The 19,041-nt window shown below is 67.7% G+C and carries 15 protein-coding genes; 4 read left to right on the top strand and 11 right to left on the bottom strand.

The window, feature by feature from the left end:
• Positions 1–34: 34 nt before the first annotated feature.
• Entirely contained in the window at positions 35–1,441 is a 1,407-nt protein-coding gene (locus ACLJOO_RS27220; protein WP_410790236.1) for an MFS transporter, read from the top strand.
• Here ACLJOO_RS27220 and gndA read toward each other — a convergent pair.
• The gene (gene gndA / locus ACLJOO_RS27215; RefSeq protein ID WP_410790235.1) at positions 1,399–2,838 is read right to left on the bottom strand and encodes an NADP-dependent phosphogluconate dehydrogenase; all 1,440 of its coding nucleotides are present in this window, start codon (positions 2,836–2,838) and stop codon (positions 1,399–1,401) included. The two genes, ACLJOO_RS27220 and gndA, sit on opposite strands and share 43 nt — an antisense overlap.
• 118 nt (positions 2,839–2,956) lie before the next feature.
• Between gndA and ACLJOO_RS27210 the strand changes: the two genes are divergently transcribed.
• The gene (locus ACLJOO_RS27210) at positions 2,957–6,106 is read left to right on the top strand and encodes a DUF2961 domain-containing protein (RefSeq protein WP_410790234.1); all 3,150 of its coding nucleotides are present in this window, start codon (positions 2,957–2,959) and stop codon (positions 6,104–6,106) included.
• Positions 6,103–6,627: an isochorismatase family protein gene (locus ACLJOO_RS27205; RefSeq protein WP_410790233.1), complete on the top strand. Its 525-nt coding sequence runs from the start codon at positions 6,103–6,105 to the stop codon at positions 6,625–6,627. Before ACLJOO_RS27210 ends, ACLJOO_RS27205 begins: the two co-directional genes overlap by 4 nt.
• 422 nt (positions 6,628–7,049) lie before the next feature.
• Here ACLJOO_RS27205 and ACLJOO_RS27200 read toward each other — a convergent pair whose 3' ends face one another.
• From ACLJOO_RS27200 to tyrS, 3 genes are read right to left on the bottom strand one after another with little or no spacing between them, the layout of a single operon-like run.
• Positions 7,050–7,871 carry an NAD(P)H-binding protein gene (locus ACLJOO_RS27200; RefSeq protein ID WP_410790232.1) on the bottom strand — a complete coding sequence of 274 codons (822 nt, stop codon included), beginning with the start codon at positions 7,869–7,871 and terminating at the stop codon, positions 7,050–7,052.
• A 39-nt stretch (positions 7,872–7,910) separates the two neighbouring features.
• Positions 7,911–9,092, bottom strand: coding sequence for an aminoglycoside phosphotransferase family protein (locus tag ACLJOO_RS27195; RefSeq protein ID WP_410790231.1), 1,182 nt, complete (start codon positions 9,090–9,092; stop codon positions 7,911–7,913).
• A 4-nt stretch (positions 9,093–9,096) separates the two neighbouring features.
• The gene (tyrS, locus tag ACLJOO_RS27190; RefSeq protein WP_410790230.1) at positions 9,097–10,281 is read right to left on the bottom strand and encodes a tyrosine--tRNA ligase; all 1,185 of its coding nucleotides are present in this window, start codon (positions 10,279–10,281) and stop codon (positions 9,097–9,099) included.
• 222 nt (positions 10,282–10,503) lie between these two features.
• Here tyrS and idi point away from each other — a divergent pair, with 222 nt between their 5' ends.
• On the top strand, positions 10,504–11,067 hold the full coding sequence (gene idi / locus ACLJOO_RS27185; protein WP_410790229.1) for an isopentenyl-diphosphate Delta-isomerase: 564 nt from the start codon (positions 10,504–10,506) through the stop codon (positions 11,065–11,067).
• On the opposite strand, the gene ACLJOO_RS27180 is transcribed toward idi, so the two are convergent.
• The 7 genes from ACLJOO_RS27180 to ACLJOO_RS27150 all read right to left on the bottom strand — a co-directional run bounded on the left by ACLJOO_RS27180 (position 11,038) and on the right by ACLJOO_RS27150 (position 18,896).
• Positions 11,038–11,907, bottom strand: a complete 870-nt coding sequence (locus ACLJOO_RS27180; RefSeq protein ID WP_410790228.1) for an NAD(P)/FAD-dependent oxidoreductase — start codon at positions 11,905–11,907, stop codon at positions 11,038–11,040. The genes idi and ACLJOO_RS27180 overlap by 30 nt on opposite strands.
• 33 nt (positions 11,908–11,940) lie before the next feature.
• Positions 11,941–12,927 carry a 2-dehydropantoate 2-reductase gene (locus ACLJOO_RS27175; protein WP_410790227.1) on the bottom strand — a complete coding sequence of 329 codons (987 nt, stop codon included), beginning with the start codon at positions 12,925–12,927 and terminating at the stop codon, positions 11,941–11,943.
• A 178-nt stretch (positions 12,928–13,105) separates the two neighbouring features.
• A complete protein-coding gene (locus tag ACLJOO_RS27170; RefSeq protein ID WP_410790226.1) occupies positions 13,106–14,065 on the bottom strand; it encodes an ABC transporter permease in 960 nt (319 codons plus the stop codon).
• A 2-nt stretch (positions 14,066–14,067) separates the two neighbouring features.
• Positions 14,068–14,994 (bottom strand): ABC transporter permease, encoded by a 927-nt coding sequence (locus ACLJOO_RS27165; RefSeq protein ID WP_410790225.1) that lies wholly within the window; start codon positions 14,992–14,994, stop codon positions 14,068–14,070.
• Entirely contained in the window at positions 14,991–16,004 is a 1,014-nt protein-coding gene (locus ACLJOO_RS27160) for an ABC transporter ATP-binding protein (RefSeq protein ID WP_410790224.1), read from the bottom strand. Before ACLJOO_RS27160 ends, ACLJOO_RS27165 begins: the two co-directional genes overlap by 4 nt.
• Positions 16,001–16,978 (bottom strand): ABC transporter ATP-binding protein, encoded by a 978-nt coding sequence (locus ACLJOO_RS27155; protein ID WP_410790223.1) that lies wholly within the window; start codon positions 16,976–16,978, stop codon positions 16,001–16,003. Before ACLJOO_RS27155 ends, ACLJOO_RS27160 begins: the two co-directional genes overlap by 4 nt.
• A 124-nt stretch (positions 16,979–17,102) precedes the next feature.
• The gene (locus tag ACLJOO_RS27150) at positions 17,103–18,896 is read right to left on the bottom strand and encodes an ABC transporter substrate-binding protein (protein ID WP_410790222.1); all 1,794 of its coding nucleotides are present in this window, start codon (positions 18,894–18,896) and stop codon (positions 17,103–17,105) included.
• Positions 18,897–19,041 lie beyond the last annotated feature (145 nt).

Raw genomic sequence — 19,041 nt, 5'->3', positions numbered from 1 at the left:
TCGTAGCACTACAGTTGTTCACTTAAGGATGACCATGAGCGAACTCAGGACGCAAGTCGCCCTCGATCAGACCCAGCAGCGGCGATGGTGGGCGCTGGGGGCAGTGGCTACGGCGCAGTTGATGGTGGGGATCGATCTGACGATCGTGAACATCGCGCTGCCGTCGATGCAGCAGGACCTCGGGCTGTCGGATCCGTCGCGGCAGTGGGTGATCACCCTGTTCGCGCTCGGGTACGGCGGACTCCTGCTGCTCGGTGGACGGATGAGCGACCTGATTGGGCGTCGGCGAGCGCTCCTGATCGGGCTGACCGGTTTCGCGCTGGCCTCCGCGCTCGGTGGGGCAGCGACCGGTGGGGCGATGTTGCTGACCGGACGTGCACTGCAGGGCGTCTTCGGCGCGTTGCTGACTCCGGCAGTGCTGGCAACGCTCGCGGCCTCGTTCCCGGCGCCGGCGGAGCGTGGAAAGGCGTTCGGGATCTACGGCGCCGTCATGGGCAGTGCCTCCGGACTCGGCATCCTGGCCGGCGGCGTGCTGACGGAGTACCTGGACTGGCGGTGGTCCATGTTCGTCAACCTCCCCATCGCCGCGGTGGCCGCGGCAGGTGTCCTGTACGCCGTCCCTCCGGTGCAACGCACCGCGGGCGTGCGAGTCGACGTACTGGGCGCGCTGCTGGCCACCACTGGGTTGATGGCAGTGGTGTTCGGCTTCGGCAGAGCCGAGTCGGACGGGTGGAGCGCGCCCGCGACGTACGCGTCAGTGGCTGCCGGTGTGGCGCTCCTAGCGGCGTTTCTGGCAGTGCAGGCGCGCATTGCGTCTCCGCTGCTGCCGCTGAGGATCCTTAGAGACCGCAAGCGAGGAGCGTCGTACCTGGCCGTCTTCAGTCTCGCGATCGGCATGTTCGCGGCCCTGTTCTTCCTGACCTTCTACCTGCAGACAGTCCGCCACTACTCGCCGATCCGCGCCGGTCTGAGTTTCCTGCCGCTCACAGTCGGTCTGATGGTCGGCGTACGCGCCGTGAGCCGCCTGCTGGCCAAAGCAAGCGTGCGCGCGCTCATCTGCCCCGGACTGCTCACCATCGCGGCAGGCCTCGCGCTGCTCGGTCTCCTGCGCCCCGACTCCAACTACTGGCTGCAGGTCATGCCGGTGTTCCTGCTGGTCGGTCTGGGAACAGGCTGGGTCCTGGTTACGGCCAACAGCACCGCCACCCTGGGCGCCGGCGCCGACAGTGCTGTGGCCGGTGCCATGGTGATGACGTCCCAGCAGGTCGGCGCATCACTGGGTACGGCGCTGCTCAGCACAGTCGCCGCAACAGTGGCCGCTCACTCCGACGCCGTCCACGGGTTCAACGTGGCCGGCGTCGGAGCAGCGGGCTTCCTGTGTGTTGCTGCGCTTGCTGTCTACGCAGTGGCCTCGGAGCGGTCGCCCGACCACTCCAGGTGATAGCTGCCCTCACGGTCGACGCGCTTGTAGGTGTGCGCCCCGAACAGGTCGCGCAGACCCTGGATCAGGGCGGCAGGCAGCCGCTCGGCCCGCAGCCCGTCGTAGTACGACAGCGCCGCTGAGAACCCCGGAGCCGGTACGCCGACGGTCGCCGCGGTCGCGACCACCCGTCGCCAGGCCTCCTGCCCGCTGGCGACTGCTTCCTTGAAGTAGTCGTCCACCAGCAGCGAGGGCAGCGACGGGTTCCGGTTGTAGGCCTCCGTGACGCGGTCCAGGAACCGCGCCCGGATGATGCAGCCGCCGCGCCAGATCTTGGCCATCGCGCCGAGGTCGATGTTCCAGTCGTACTCCTCGCTGGCCGCCCGGATCGCGTCGAAGCCCTGGGCGTACGCCACGATCTTCGACGAGTACAGCGCGTGCCGCACGTCCTCGACGAACGCCTTCCGGTCGACGTCCACCTTCACGTCGGAAGGCCCGGGCAGTACGCCGGCCGCGGCCTCCCGCCGTACGACGTCACCCGACAGCGACCGCGCGAACACCGCCTCGGCCATACCGCTGACCGGGATGCCCAGGTCGAGCGCGGACTGCACGGTCCAGCGGCCGGTGCCCTTCTGCTCTGCCTGGTCCAGGACGATGTCCACGAAGGCGCCGCCCGTGGTGGGATCGGTCTGGCTGAGGACCTCGGCGGTGATCTCGATCAGGAACGACTCGAGGTCGCTGGTGTTCCAGTCCCGGAACACGTCCGCGAGTTCCGCGGGGGTCAGGTCGAGCACGTGGCGGAGCAGGTCGTACGCCTCCGCGATCAGCTGCATGTCGGCGTACTCGATGCCGTTGTGCAGCATCTTCACGAAGTGGCCGGCGCCGTCCGGGCCGACGTGCACGCAGCACGGCTCGCCGTTCACGTGCGCGGAGATCTTGGTCAGCATCGGCTCCAGCGCCGCGTACGACTCCGGTGAGCCGCCCGGCATGATGCTCGGGCCGTTCAGCGCGCCCTCCTCACCGCCGGACACGCCGCTGCCGACGAAGTGCAGGCCCTTCTCCTTCAGGGCAGCCTCGCGGCGCCGGGTGTCGGCGAAGTGCGCGTTACCGGCGTCGACGACGATGTCGCCCTCGGCGAGCAGCGGCACCAGTTCGTCGATGACCGCGTCGGTCGGTGCGCCGGCCTTGACCATGATGATCACCTTGCGCGGCTGCTCCAGCGACTCGACGAAGCCCGCCAGGTCAGTGGAGGGGACGAACTCGCCCTCGGAGCCGAACTCCTTCACGAGGGCGTCGGTCCGCGCCTGGGACCGGTTGTGCAGGGCGACCCGGAACCCGTTGCGGGCGAGGTTGCGGGCCAGGTTGCGGCCCATCACCGCCAGGCCGGTGACGCCGATCTGGGCTTTCTCAGAGCTCATCGAATCTCCCGCAGTCTCAAGTTGTGTGCGGGGTCCAGTCTGCCTGAGGGCTTCTCAACCGCAAACATCGGTGGTAGACATCTCAGAAATCGATTTCCCATCACGAAGGAAACCGCCCATGCTCCGTCGTGCTGTCGTCCTGCTGATGTCCGTAGTACTGGTGCTGACCGGTTCCGTCTCGGCGTCGGCCGGCACGTCTGGGAGCAACGGACCGGTCGGCTGGGAGGTGTACCGGAACCTGGACCGGTTGCCCGAGCTGCAGACCGCCGTCCGCACCAAGCAGTTCTCCAGCTTCGGCCGCGACGGCACGAACAACGACGGCTTCGACGGCACCTACTCCTGCTTGCGTACGACGGATGCGGGCTGCGTGATCGCGGAGGACAGCGGCCCTGGTGAGGTCGCCTCGATCTGGTTCACGCGCGACGAGGGCAACGTCGCCAAGACCGGCACGATCACCGTCGAACTCGACGGCAAGCAGGTCCTGCACGGCTCGCTCCAGGACATCGTCGACGGCAAGCTCGGCGCGCCGTTCAGCTACCCGCTGGTCGCGAACGGCGTACAGACCAGCGGCGGCGTGTACATCCGCGTCCCGATGCCGTACCGCTCGTCGATGCGGATCACCACGCAGACGAATCCGTACTTCTACCACGTCGACTACCGCCAGTTCCCGGACGCGAACGGCGTACGGACCTTCGACCCGAGCGACAAGGCCGAGGACGTGCTCGCGCTGCTCAACGCGGCCGGCACGAAGGATCCCAAGCCCGCGCAGCCCGACGCGCAGACCGCGAGCAGTCCGGTGAACCTTGCCCCAGGCAAGCAGGTGACGCTGGCCGACGTCCGCGGTGCGGGTGAGCTGAGTGCGCTGCGGTTGAAGTTGCCCGAGCTCGTCGGACTCGACCTGAAGAGCGTCGCCGACGACGGTCGCGCGTTCCTCGGTGGTAGCACGTTCACGCTGAAGATCGACCCGGCCAACACGGGCGTGAAGCTGACCCGCCGGATGGATCTGCGGATCGGCAACCAGCGCGCGAAGATCCTCGTGGACGGCGCGCCCGCGGGCGAGTGGGCGCCGCTCAAGGCACAGGGTGCGCAGTGGCACGACCAGTCGGTCGATCTCCCGGCCGCGCTGACCGCGGGCAAGTCGCAGATCACGATCACCAACGAGTTCGTCTCGTCCGACCTGGACTTCAACGAGTTCGCGTACTGGGTCGATTCCACGGCCGGGCGGACCGACACGCTCGATGTCGGCCCCAACCACCTCGCGGACGAGCAGGCCCACGGGTACGCGATCACCAAGCAGAACTGGAGCGGCGAGCACGCGATGACGTACGCCGCGACGGACGAGGACGCCGCCCGCGTCAAGCCGTCCGACACTCTCCTCGCGGGTGTGCGCGTGCAGGTGACGATCGACGGCCAGAAGCGCGTCGACGCGCCGCTCGGCGAGTTCTTCGGCTCCGGTCTCGGCGAGAACCCGGTGCACTCGCTCTTCTTCGCCATCGACCCCGACGGCTGGTACTCCTCCTGGTGGCCGATGCCGTACGCCGCTCGCGCCACGGTCACGCTGGTCAACAAGACGACGTACCCGTTGAAAGGGCAGGCCGAGGTGACGTCGGCTCGCGACGCTCGCAAGGCGGCCGACCTGGCGGCCGGGAAGATCGGGTACTTCACGGCGATCTCGACGCGCGGCGAGACCACACAGGGCAGTGACTGGACGTTCGCGGACGTGGCCGGCCGCGGCAAGTTCGTTGGCGTCTCGCAGACCATGGAGGGATTGCTTGCCGACGGCAACACTCGCGGCTATCTGGAGGGCGATGAGCGGGTGTACGTCGACGGCGAGCGGACGCCGGCCATCCACGGCACCGGCACCGAGGACTACTACGAGTCCGGCTGGTACTTCAACGCCGGCACGTACTCGACCCCGTTCCACGGCAACTCTGCGCACGAGGTCAGGGCTGGTTTCTGCACCAACGAATGCGACGGCGCGTGGCGGCTGCACATCACCGACTCGGTCGCCTTCGAGAACCAGCTCGACTTCGGTATCGAGCACGGCCAGCAGGACGACCACCCGGCGATCTACGGCTCGACAGCTTTCCTTTATACGGCGTCGAAGTTCGGTGCACGGGAGACCGACCGCGTCGACACGGGCTCGGCGAGCAGCCGTCAGCAGCACGGGTACGTCGACAACGGCACCCAGGCCGACCTCAGCTCGGTGTACGAAGGTGACCACGACGACATCACCCTCACCGATCAGGTCCGCTCCACCACGCAGCCGATCCGCTTCAATGTGAAGACCGATCCGGCGAACCGTGGCGTCACACTCCGCCGGACGAGCGACCAGAACATCGCCGGTCAGTCGGCGCGGGTGATTGTTAACGGCAAGGATGCGGGCACGTGGCTGCAGCCGCTCGGAAACACTCATCAACGCTGGCTCGACGACAACTACCAACTACCAGCATCCATCACCGCGGGCCGTGACCACCTGGACATCGAACTCCGACCCGCCGGCCCTGCGTGGACCGCATCGTCGTACGTGGTCCAGTCGCTCACCAAGCCGTACGACGACCGCCGGGCACCGGGCGCCGTGACCGGGCTGACCGCCGCCGGCCGAGCCGACAACGCGATCAACGTGACGTGGAACGACGTCAGCGACGACAGTGGAGTCGCGCACTACAACGTGTACGGCGCTCCCGAGGGTGGAGCTGAGAAGTTGCTCGGTACGTCGCCGTTGCCCGGCTTCCTGCACCGCGGCCTCGGGCTGCACGAGACCTGGACGTACCGGATCGCGGCAGTCGATCTCGCCGGTCATACCGGTCCGAAGTCGAGCGCTGTGCAGGCCACGAGTGGCAGCACGTTGCGGGTCGAGGGGGAGGCGATGTTGCCGCCGGTGTCGTCGACCGTCGCGGTGGATCCGCAGGGGAACTGTTGCGGGGTCAGTTGGTCAGGTGGTGCGCAGGCGTGGATCCACGGGACCAAGGCGGGTGACAAGACGGTGTTCGGGTTCAACGTCCCGACCACCGGTGCGTACCAGTTGTCGACGGTGCTGACGAAGGCGGCTGACTACGGAACCGTCGACGTACAGATCGACGGGAACGCCGCGGTCAGCTTCGACGGCTACCAGGCGTCCGGCGTCGGCACGCAGACTGTCGCGTTGGGCACCGTCGCACTGACGGCGGGCGATCATCAGTTTGTGGTGACCGTTACCGGCAAGAACGAGGCAGCAACCGGCTACCTGGTCGGAGTGGATCTGCTGGATCTTAGGCTCACCCCGTGAACCCTTTGGAGTCCCGTCGTACCGCGCTCGTCCTGATCGACCTGATGCCGCGGATCATCGCGCTCGAGACCGCGCCGCTGAGCGGATCGGTCGTGCTCGAGCGATCCGTTGCGCTGGCTGCGGCGACGCGGTCCGCCGGCGGTCTGGTGGTGAACGTGCGGGTCGACCGGCCCGGGGTGGAGGTGCAGCCGGAGGGCAGTGAGTTCGCACCCGAAGCCACGCCGCAGCCCGATGACCTCGTGATCGTCAAACAGACGGTGGGCGCGTTCGGACGCACGCCCCTCGACAGCGAACTCCAGTCCCGCGGCATCGCGAACGTCGTACTCGCCGGCGTCGCCACCAACTTCGGCGTCGAATCCACCGGCCGCGCCGCCGCGGACCTCGGCTACGAAACCTTCTTCCTCACCGACGCCATGACCGGCCTCGACGCCCACGCCCACAACTTCGCCATCTCCTACACCTTCCCCCGCCTGGGCACGATCTGCACAACCGAGGAGTACCTGAAGGCACTGAACAAGTAACCGGCTCACCCGGCTGTGCTGCAGGTCGACAGTACGTATACCTCCACTGGCCGGCGATCCGGGCTGCCGCCCGGTGCGCGGTGGCGGGTAGTAGACGTATAGGTACTGTCGAGCTGCAGATCTCGGTGGACTGCGTGTACACGTGGGCGCCGTCGGTCGATTGCCGTGATAGGTGACACCCTCTAGGCGCTGCGGACAGGGACTGTCGGCCCACCACCCCGACAGCTCACGCCGAGTCGGGGCGTTTGGTTGCCCCTCGAACCCGCGAGTCGTGGATCGAGGCTGCAGATGACCGCCACAACTCACGACTCGACGGGGCAGCAATGACCACCGACCGGGCAAAGAACGGTTATCCCCTCGAATGGTGGGTTCTCTACTGATACGCGAGGGGAGAACCCTGCACGCGAGGGGAGAACCCGCCGTCAGGTGAAGAGGTTGGCGTTTTCCTGCGTCCAGGTTTGGAGGGTTCGGGCGGGGTGGGCGGTCACGTCCGGGACGGTGGTGTTGACGGTGGTTTCGTCGATGGTGTGGTCGGCGAAGAAGGATTCGATGGCCTCGGCGTAGGGGGCCGGCATCGAGGCGTGGAGGGCGTCGTGGGTTTCGGTGCGGGTCATCGGGTACGCCGTTAGCGGGCGGCCGAGGGCCTCGGCGAGGATGGCGACCTGTTCGACCGGGGTGAGGGCGACCGGGCCGGTGAGGCGCAGTACTTCGCCGTCGTGGGAGCCCTGTAGTGCGCGGACCGCGACGTCGCCGATGTCGCGTGGATGGATCGTCGACACTGGTACGTCGGGGAACTGCACCCGCACCTCGTCGCCGGCCGCCAGTTGGTCGCGCCAGCGCAGGGTGTTCGACATGAACGAGTTCGGCCGCAGGAAGGTCCACTCCAGCCCGGACGCGCGGACTGCTTCCTCGGTGGCGTGGTGGTACGCGGCAACAGCGTTCGTCAGCTCGCCGTCGAGCGAACTGCTGGACAGTACGACGACTTTCCGCACCTCGGCCCGCGCCGCATTCGTCAGCAATTCCTCGAGCCGGTCGTAACCGCTCATCAGGAAAATCCCGGTCACCCCGGGCAACGCGTCCACGAACGTCTCCGGCCGGTTGAGATCGCCGTACACCGGCTCGATGCCGGCCGGCAGGTCTGTCGCGGAACGGACCAGCGCCCGCCCCGGGATCCCTTGTTCCGCCAGCGATTGCACGACTGCGCCGCCCGCGTTTCCGGTGGCACCCGTAATCAGGATCGTCACCCGCGCAACCCTGTCACATTCCATCCCGCGCGAACAGCGTCACCAGTCCCGGAACGCGTTGGCGGCCGAGCGGAGGCAGGTGGCCGGGTCGTCCTGGTGGTAGACGCGTTCGTCGGGTTCGATGTTGTCGAGGAAGCGTTGGTACATGAGGGCGTAGGTGAGGAACCCGAGTACCTTCATCGGCCGGATCGCTCGCAACGGGTCGCTGCCCGGTGCGTGCTTCTTCCAGGCCGCACACCAGACGTCCGTGACGTGCGGATGTTTCTCGGACGGCAGGAATTCGTGCAGGCGTTGGACGTCGAGCGCGGGGTGGCCGATGAAGGCGTCCGCCCAGTCGACGATGACCCGGTTGGTGCCATCCGACCGCCAGTTGCCCGGATGGAAGTCGCCGTGCACGACCGTGATCGGCAGCCCGGCCGCGTCGAGTTCGTCGACGATGTCGGGAAGCTTCGCGACCAGCTGATCCAGGCTCGCCAATTCGTCAGAGGAGAGTGCGACGCGAGGCAGCAGTCGAGTGACCTCTCCGACCAAATCTTCCGGCAGCAGCCGAGGGGCCGCGAGTGTGTCGGCCTCGGACGCCAGGGCGGCCTGAGCGGCGACCCAACGGCTCACCACGTTGTCGACGGTCGCCTGGTCCGGCTCCCAGCAGTCGATGCCCGGGGCATGGGCCAGGAGCGACCACCGGTCGTCCGTCGACTGACCGAGTACGGCGGGCGCCAGCGTCGCGTCGTACCGGTGGACGTGCTGGATGATGTCCGCGTCGATGCTGCCGAACCGGCTGGTGGCCTTGGCCCACGCGCCGGGGAAGCGGATCAGGCACGACAGGTTCCACGTCTTCACCTGTACGGCGTCGTGCGGTCCGACGAGGTCCTGCGCCCACTCGATCAACCGGCTCGGTCCGTCGATCTCCGCCCACGTCGAGCGCAGCGGGTCGGGCGCGATGATCGAGCCCCATTCAGTATGCGGAGTCTCGTCGAGTACGTCGTACCGCGGTTCGCCGAGCGCCTGGACGTGGTAGACGACCCGTCCGCCGCGCCCGACCACGGCCTCGTCGGCGTGGACGAGTCGCAGTACCACTGTCCGAACCCCGAGCAGCTCGTCGAGATGGCCGGTGATCGGTTCGACATCGTTCCACCACGGCGTCTCGACATCGAACGCCGGCGCTCTCCCGACGTATCGGTCCCCGACACTGACCAAGGCCTCTACTGTCCTGATCTTCACCCGCCTACTGTGGCGTGATCCGGTGCCAAGTGCGAGCGCCCGACTTCAGTACGACGCCCGCGCCGAGCTCGACGGCCGCGGCCGGATCGTCCGTCCGTACGCCGTTGATCGTCACCGCGCCCTGCTGGAGCAGGCGACGCAGCGCCGAGTTGCTGTCGTTCGGACGGACGGCGCGCAGCAGGTCGAAGGCAGTCGTGACCTCGCCGGTGACGACGACCTCAGGCATCTCGTCCGGTTCGGAACGCTCGGAAAACGTGTGACGAAAGGCGTCCAGCTCAGACTTGGCGACCCCGGCGCCGTGGTACCGAGTCACCACCGCAGCCGCCAGTCGGAGTTTGGCGTCCCGCGCTGCCGGCCCGGTCGCATCCGCGAGCGCGGCGACCGTCTCGAGGGGGAGCTCGGTGTAGACCCGCCCGTACGCCTCGACCAGCGAGTCCGGAATGCTCATCAACTTTCCGAACTTGTCCCGCGGACTGTCCGTCAGCCCGATGTAGTTGTCGAGCGACTTCGACTGCTTGGCCCGGCCGTCGATCCCGGGCGTGATCGTCGTCGTGATCACAACCTGCGGCGGCGCGCCCAGCCGTTGCTGGAAGTGCCGCCCGAGCTGCTCGTTGAACAGCTGATCCGATCCCACGATCGTCAGGTCGCTCTGCATCGCGAAGCTGTCGTACCCCTGCAGCACCGGGTACACCAGCTCGTGGACGGCGATCTCCCGCCCGGCCGCGACCCGTTCGCGGAACATGTCCCGGCTCATCAGCTGCGCCTGCGTGACCTCGGCGAACAGACTCAACAGCTCCGCCACCGGCATCGCGTCGTACCACTCGGAATTCCTGCGTACTTCGAAGACGTCGGGATCGGTCCGCAGGACGAGCGACACCTGTTCGAGGAACGACGCGGCGTTCGCGTCGATCTGCTCCGGCGTGAGGACCGGCCGGGTCTCGGAGCGCCCGGTCGGGTCGCCGACGCGGGTGGTGAGGTCGCCGAGCAGGAACACGACCCGGTGCCCGAGGTCCTGCAGCTGGCGCATCATCCACAGGTTGACCGCGTGACCGAGGTGCAGGTCGGGGGCGGTGCAGTCGACGCCGTACTTGATCCGTAGCGGCCGCCCGGACTCCAGGCGCTCGCGCAGGTCGACCTCGCCGACGATCAGGTCGGTGGTACGGCGTAACCGGTCGATGACAGCGTTCATGAGGTTCCTCTCGGGACGAGGCACCTCTGAACCAGTGCCTCCGGCAAACGGAAAGAGGCAGGAACCGGACGGTTCCTGCCTCGGAGGCTCTGGGTGCAGCGACTACGGGGACTACCGAATGCCGACTCCTCCCAGAGCCGGTCGATAGATCACGCAGTGCTTGGTCACACTCCGAGGCTAGCAGCCGCTGGCCACCCACAGGAATCCGATTAGGCTCAGGACGTGATCGACGAGCGGGTTGTGCTGGTGGACGAGGGCGGGCGTGCGGTCGGGACCGAGGCGAAGGCGGCGGTCCACCACGCGGCGACGCCGCTGCATCTCGCGTTTTCCTGCTATGTGGTCGACGCGGCCGGGCGGGTGCTGCTGACCCGGCGGGCGCTCGACAAGCCCACCTGGCCGGGCATCTGGACCAACAGTTGCTGCGGGCACCCACTCCCGAACGAGCCGCTGGAGCAGGCGGTACGGCGTCGGCTCGCGGATGAGCTCGGGATCGTCACGGACACCGTCGAGCTGGTGCTGCCGGAGTTCCGGTACCGCGCCGAGATGCCGACCGGCATGGTCGAGAACGAGATCTGCCCGGTGTACCGAGCGTGGTGGACCGGTGACCCGACGCCGAACCCGGCCGAGGTCGCGGACTACCGGTGGGCCGAGTGGGACGACGTACAGCAGCTTCCCGACCTCTCGCCCTGGTGCCTGCTGCAACTGGACGAGCTCCCGGAACCGCCGGTGGACTGGCCGATCGCCGACCCGACGCGGCTACCGCCCGCCGCTCAGCTCCAGCTCTAGGAGATCCCCGTGTACGGCGACCGCCGCCGTACTCGCATGACCTGCTGCACCGATCGCGAGCAGCGCCGGACTGGTCGTCGTACCGACCGCGTAGACCCCAGGCATGGTCGTCCGCCCGCCCTCGTCCGTGACCACCGCCCCGTCCGCGACCTGGCACCCGAGCCGCTCGGCCAGATCACTCTGCTGATGCTGCCGCACCACCACAAACACCCGTCGCGCGTCCAGTTCCACCCCATCTAGAAGCACGGAACCTTCTCGCACCTCTTTGACGGGCTCGGTCCGAACCGCCACCCCGGCTCGAGCCAACTGATCCACCTGTACCGCCGTCAGCTCGTCCCCGTCCGTGCACAGCGTCACGTCGTCGCTCCACCGGCTCAGCAGCACCGCCCGCGCCACCGACCGCTCCGGCGCCCCGCGCATCCCGAGCTGCACCAGCGGCTGATCCCGCACCTCCCACCCATGACAGTGCGGACAAGCCACCACCGACTGACCCCACCCGTCAGCCACTCCTGGTACGTCGGGCAACTCATCCCACAACCCAGTCGCCAGTACGACGACCCGCACCCGGTCCCCACCGACGACGAACTCGTCACCGTCCACGTCGACGTCGTCGACCCGCGTGTCGCGCACCTCGACGCCGTACGTCGCCACCTGCCGCCGCCCCACCGCCAGCAGCTCGCCCGGCGCGAGATCCTCCGCGCCGAGGAAGTTGTGCACGTGCGACGCCGCCCTGTTGCGCGCCTGCCCGTCGTCGAACAGCACCACCCGCCGCCGCGCCCGCCCCAACGTCAGCGCCGCCTGCAGCCCGGCCACACTCCCACCCACCACCGCAACATCCATGCGTTCATAATACGAGAGATATCATCTCATATTTCAAGACAACTCACGGAGGAGATCAGCACCGGACCAGGAGCGGCGGTCGGTCTCGGCCGCGCGGATCAGCTCCACCAGCCGCGCGTTGACCGGCGCGGTCCGGCCGAGGGACTCGGCCAGCCGGACGACCTCGCCGTTCAGATAGTCGATCTCGGTCGCCCGGCCGGCCTCGAGGTCCTCCCACATCGACGTCCGCGCGAGCGGGTCGACGGCCAGCACCTTGCTCGCGAGCCGCCGGAACAGGAAGTCCGGCAACCGAAGGACTGCAGGGAAGCGGTGCATCGGGACGGCCAGTAGCTGGGCCGGCCGGATCCCGGCCGCGTCGAGGAGCCCGAGGGTCTCGGCCTGGGCCGCGGCCAGGCAGCGACGGTACGCGCGCTGCGAGAGCTCGTCGCGCAGCGGAAGGTTGGACAGCGCGTTGATCGGGTTGTTCAAGTTCAGCAGGAGTTTCGCCCACTGCACCGGAAGGATGTCGTCGTGCTGTGCGAGCGGCAACCCGGCCTGTTCAAAAGCCTTCAGGTACGGCGCCAACGCGGCATCCCGCTGTACGTCGAGCGCGCCTTCGGTGCCCTGATGGAACACCCCGGCGCCCCGATTCAGCACGTTGAACGGGACCATCCCGGTCACCACGACCTGCTCGGTCAACCGCGACCGCAGCACCTCGCCGTTCCGCACGCCGTTCTGGAAACTCACCACCACGGTCCCCGGCGACAGCACGTCGGCCAGTTCCTCCGCAGCGCCCTCCGTCGCCGCGGACTTCACCGTCACCAGTACCAGGTCCGCCTCGGCCGCGCCCGCCGGTGCTGTCTCGAACGGCACGTCAGCGACCCGGAGGTCGGCCCCCAGATAGTCCGTCAGGTGCAGACCGTGCGTCGCCAGTTCGGCGGCCATCCGTGGGCGGCCGACGAACGTCACCGGCGTACCGGTCGCGGCCAGCCGGCCACCCACATAACACCCGATCCCACCTGCGCCATAGACAGCGATCACGAGCAAACGGTACCTAGGCCCTGTCTGGTGATCCATCGCCTACTGCGGGGCACTCGGCACGGCACCTCGCCGCACGGGTGCAAAGGCCACGATGCTCCGCATCGAGACCTTCGCCCCCGCACGCCGAGCCACCGCACCGAGCACCTCCTCGCGACGGCGCTGGACCACCAGACAGGGCCTAGTGCAGGCGGACTCGCGGGTCGAGTACGGCGTACCCGATGTCCACCAGGATGTTCGCCACCACGACCGCCGCCGAGGCGAACAAGACGATGCCGATGATGACCGGCAGGTCCTGCTGGTTGATCGCGACCACGGCGGTCTGCCCGAGACCCGGCAGGCTGAACACGGTCTCGGTGACGACCACGCCGCCGATCAGCTGCCCGAGGTCGATGCCGAACTGCGTGACCACCGGCGTCAGCGCACTGCGCAGGCCGTGGACGACGACGACCCGGCTCTCCCGGATCCCCTTCGACCGCGCGGTCCGGATGTAGTCCTCACCGAGAACGTCCAGCATCGAGCCGCGGGTCAACCGGGTATACGTTGCCGCCAGCAACAAGGCGAGCGCGACCCAGGGCAGCAGCAGGTGCTGGAACCAGGGCCCGACCCCGCCGGCGAGCGGCGCGTAGCCGCCCGCGGGGAACCAGCCGAAGCCGGACAGCGTGAGCCGGAAATACAGGAAATACAGCAGTAGCAGGCCGAGCAGGAACGACGGGAACGAGTAGAAGAACAACGAGAACAACGTCAGCCCGCGGTCCGCCAGCGATCGCGGGTGCGTCGCCGAGATGACGCCGTTGAACACGCCCAGCGCCAGCCACAGCACAGCCGCCCCGAGTGCCAGCGACACCGTGATCGGCAGCGCCTGCCCGATGATGTGCGTCACCGGCACCTGGTGGTAGTAGTCGTACCCGAGGTTCCCCTTCACCGCGTTGCCGAGGAAGTGCAGGTACTGCTGCCAGACCGGCAGGTCGAGACCGAGCCGGTGCTTGATCAGCGCGATCGTCTCCGGCGTACCCTGCCGGCCGGCGAGCGTCTGTGCGACGTTGCTCGGAGCAACGAAGAACAGCGCGAACACCGCCACGCTGATCAGCCACAGGACCAGGATCCCGTGACCGATCCGGCGGATCAGGAACATGGCCATGGTCAGGTCCGATCTGCGCGGGGGTCGAAGGCGTCCCGGACCCCGTCGCCGAAGAGGTTGAAGGCGAGCGTGGTCACCAGCAGCGCCAGACCGGGGAACAGGATGAACCACCACGCGGTCGTGTAGTAGTTCTGCGACTCGCTGATCATCCCGCCCCAGTCGGGCGTTGGCGGCGGCAGCCCGAGCCCCAGGAACGACAACGTCGCCTGGGTCACGATCACTACGGGAATCAGCAGCGTGGTGTAGACGATCACCGGCGCGATCACGTTCGGCAGTACGTCGACGAACATGATCCGCCGGTCGCCGGCCCCGAGCGAACGGGCCGCCTCGACGAACTCCCGCTCCCGCAGCGACAGCACCTGACCGCGGACGATCCGGGCCACCGACGCCCAGCTGAAGCAGCCGATCACCAGCACCGTGACGGTCAGGCTCGGCCCGGTCACGGACACCAGCGCGATCGCGACCAGCAGGAACGGCACGGACAGCACCACGTCGATCAGTCGTGCCAGGACGGTGTCGGTGATCCCGCCGAGGAACCCCGCCGCAAGCCCCAGTACGACGCCGATGACGACCGTGATCGCGGTCGCGATCACGCCGACGAGCAGGGAGATGCGGGCGCCGTACGCGATCCGCACCAGGATGTCGCGGCCGAGGTCGTCGGTCCCCAGCCAGAACGTGCCGTTCGGTCCGCGCGGCAGGCCGTCCGGCGTCAGTCCGATGTCGCGATACTGCTCGTTCGGCGGATGTCCCGTCACGGCCGCGAACACCGGCGCGAGGATCGCCATCAGCACGATCAGCACGATCACGGCGAGCGAGATCATCGCCACCTTGTCCTTGCGCAACCGGCGTACCGCGAGCGAGAACGGACTCCGTCCCTCGATCGCCTTCGGCTCGTCGAGGACATCGACCATCTCGATGGCGGCGGTCATGATGCCTTCAGGTCCGGTACGGCGGTGGAGAGGTCTTCGCCCACCGTCAACGGGTAGAGGCATGCGGTGCGATGGTCGGGTTTGTCGTCCAGGACCGGCTCCAGAACCGGTTCCTCGGCTGCGCAGTCGAGCCGTGCCTTCGGGCACCGGGTGTGGAACCGGCACCCTGTCGGCGGATTCGTCGCGGCCGGGATGTCGCCGCCGAGGATGATCTGCTGGCGGCTGTCGGCGGTGTCCGGGTCCGCCACCGGCAACGCCGACAGCAGGGCCCTCGTGTACGGATGCCGGGTCTGCCCGAACAGTTCGCTGGTCGGCGCCAGTTCGACGATCTTGCCCAGGTACATCACCGCGATCCGGTCGCTCACGTGCCGGACCACGGACAGGTCGTGCGAGATGAACACGTAGGTGAGGTCGAACTCCCGCTGCAGATCCGACAGCAGGTTGATGATCTGCGCCTGGATCGACACGTCCAGCGCCGACACCGGTTCGTCGCAGATCACCAGCTTCGGCCGCAGCGCGAGCGCCCGCGCGACCCCGATCCGTTGCCGTTGGCCACCGGAGAACTCGGCCGGGAACCTGTTGTAGTGCTCGGGATTCAACCCGACCAGCTCCATCAGCTCCTGAACCTTCTTCTTCCGCTCGTTGCCGGAAGCAATGTTGTGGATGGCGAACGGGTCGCCGATGATCGACCCGACCCGGCGGCGCGGGTTCAGCGAGCCGTATGGGTCCTGGAAGATCACCTGTACGTCGCGGCGCAGCGGCCGCATCGCCTTGCGGGACAGCTTGCTGATCTCCTGGCCCTCGAACCACACCGAGCCCGACGTCACGTCGTACAGGTGCGCCATACAGCGGGCCAGGGTGGACTTCCCGCACCCGGTTTCGCCGACCAGTCCGAGCGTTTCGCCCTTGTGCACCTCCAACGAGACCCCGGCGACGGCCTGCACCACCTCCTTGGAGTGCGTCGGAAACTCTTTCCGGACGTCGTCGACTTTCAGGAGTACGTCGTTCATGACGCCACCGCCTCGTTCACGTCGTGGGGGAGCCAGCACGCGGACTGATGACGCGGGTCGCCGCCCACGTCGGTCAACGGTGGTGGCTCCGAGCATTTGTCGAACACGTGCGAGCACCGGGCCGCGAACGGGCAGCCCTTCGGCAGGCTGATCAGGCTGGGCGGGGTGCCCGGGATCGGGGTCAGCCGGTCCTCGCTGCGGGCCGGTAGGGAGGCGAGCAGACCCTGCGTGTACGGGTGGTGGTTGCGGTAGAAGATGTCCCGGCGCGGCGCGCGTTCCATCACCGCGCCGGCGTACATGACCACGACCTCGTCGGCCATCTCGGCCACCACGCCGAGATCGTGGGTGATCAGGATGATCGCCGTACCGAACTGCTCCTGCAGTCGGCGCATCACGTTCAGCACCTGGGCCTGGACCGTCACGTCGAGCGCGGTGGTCGGCTCGTCCGCGATCAGCAGCGCCGGGTCGAGGGCCATCGCCATCGCGATCATCACCCGTTGCCGCATCCCGCCGGAGAACTGGTGCGGATAGTCGTCGATCCGCTCCGCGGCCCGTGGGATGCCGACCAGGGTCAGCAGTTCGGCGGCCCGTTTCCGGGCCGCCTGCTTGCCGATGGTCAGGTCGTGCGCCCGGATCATCTCCACGATCTGCCAGCCGATCCGGTACTGCGGGTGCAGGCTGGACAGCGGATCCTGGAAGATCATCCCGATCTGGGCGCCCCGCAATCGTCGAAGCGTCGCCTGGTCCGCGGTGATCAGGTCGGTGCCGTCGAAGTACGCCGTACCGGAGACTTTCGCGCCGCGGGTGAGGCCGGTGATGGTCTGGGTCGCGACGCTCTTGCCGGAGCCGGACTCGCCCACCACCGCGAGCGTCTGCCCGGCCTCCACGTCGAACGACAGCCCCCGGACGGCACGGACGGTACCGTCCGGGGTGTCGAAGGAGACCTTGAGGTCCCTTACTTCAAGCAGTGGCATGGGGCCTCCCGGTCTGGACTGAGGAGCGGAGGGAGCGAAGCGACCGGAGCGACGAGGGAAGACCGGGAGTCACAGCCCCATGCCACGCCGCGCGGAGCGCGGCATTCAATACAGCCATGAGGTCTTAGCCGCCCTGCTTGTCTTTGGACAGCCAAACGTTGGTCGGGTCGTAGTTCTGCATCGACGGCACGTAGACCGCGTTGTTCACCTGCTCGGCGTGGTAGTTCGCCTGCTTGTTGCTGGTCAGCGGGTAGAACGCCGCCTGGTCCATCACCCGGGCGTCGGCCTTGGCCCACAGGTCGCCGGCCGCGTCGACGGTCGGTGCGGCGATCGCCTGCTGGATCAGAGTGTTGGTCTCCGGGTCGTTGTAGAGCCCGAAGTTGCTGCCGACCGGCGGGAACGACGGCTCACCCGAGAACAGCGGGTTGAAGAACGACAGTGCCGCGTTGCCGTACCAGTCCGCGCCCCAACCGGCCAGCGAGACGTCCCAGACACCGCGCTTCGCGACGCTCGGCACCTGCAGGTACTTCACGTAGAAGTCCGCGTTCGGCGACGGTACGCCGACGACCGTGATGCCGACCTTGGACAGGTCCTGCTGGATCGTCTGGAAGGACTTGCTGCTGCCCTCGGTCGCGTTCCGGTAGAGGAACTTCAGCGTCAGGTGCGGGAACCCTGCCTCGGCCAGCAGTTGCTTGGCCTTGTCCGGGTTGTACGGGTACGGATCGATCTGCTTGGAGCCGGTGATCACGTCCGGCAGTACGTGCGTCAGCGGCGGGTTCAGCGTCTTGCCGCCGAGCACCTGCAGGATGTGGTCGCGGTTGATCGCGTAGCTGATCGCCTGCCGCACCTTCGGGTTCTGCATCGCCTTGTCGTTGTTCGGCGAGACGGTGTTGTAGACGACGTACGGGTTCGAGCTGGCGGTGTCGCCGATGGTCAGCTTCGGATCCTTCTTGGCCTGCAGGGCGGGCAGCTGGGACGGCGGCGGCGCGACGTCGAACTCCATGTCGGCCGACGGCGTACCGGTCTGCAGTTGCTGCTGGATCGAGTCCTGCGTGACGGTCTCGTTGACCACGATCTTGTCGACGTACGCCTTCCGGACCGGGTCGGACGCCGGGTCCCAGTTGGGGTTGCGGGAGTACGTGATCGACTTGGTCGGCACCCAGGAGTCGACCTTGTACGGGCCGTCGGACGGGAAGTGGTTGCCCAGGTCGGTGCTGGCCGGCAGGTACTTGAGCGACTCGACCGGGGCGGCGGAGAAGGCCGGCAGCGTCAGCATGTCGACGAAGTACGACGCCTGCTGGGTGAGGTGGAAGACGACCGTCGTGTCGTCCTTGGCCACCACGCCCGGCAGCGGGGTCTTGTCGATGTACTCCTGGATCCCGGCCACCGACTTCGGCGCCTTGGCGAAACCGTCGGCGAACGCCTTGTAGCCGACGATCAGGTTCGCGAAGTCCGGGATGCCGCCGAACGGCTGCACCGGGTTCGCGGTCCGCTTGACGCCGCGAACAAGGTCGGCGGCGGTCACCTGGCGGGCCGGGCTGGTGCTCCACTTCGCGTTCGGCCGGATCTTGATCGTGTACGTCTTGCCGTCCGCGCTGATCCCGCCGTTCGCCGCGGTCGGGATCTCGGTCGCGAGATCGGCGACCGGCGTGGTGTTCTTGCCGCCGGGCTCGGCCGGATAGGTGAACAGTTGCCGGCTCCACATCCGCAGGTTCAGGTACCCGACGGAGTAGTAGCTGATGTTGGGATCCATGTAGTCGACGTCGCCCGCCCCGAGCATGTTCAGGGTGCCGCCGCTGACCGGTGTGCCGGCACTGCCTCCGGATCCGGACGGTGTCGTGCCGCCACTGCTGCAAGCGGCGAGCGTGATGCTCGCAACGGCGGCAAGGGTTACTGCCGCCAGCCGTTTCCTGGCCATTGGTCCTCCTCCGGGACTCGATAGCGCCGAAGTTAGGACTCCCGGGCGGGCGGAGAACCGGGGTCACCGAACCGTCAAGCAGATGTCAATCGGCCCCCGCCCGAACATGACGGATTCATGACACCCGTAACCGACAGCCACGCCA

It is taken from the genome of Kribbella sp. C-35 (assembly GCF_046549195.1).
GTDB lineage: Bacteria > Actinomycetota > Actinomycetes > Propionibacteriales > Kribbellaceae > Kribbella.
This window is presented reverse-complemented; position numbering and strand designations above follow the sequence as displayed.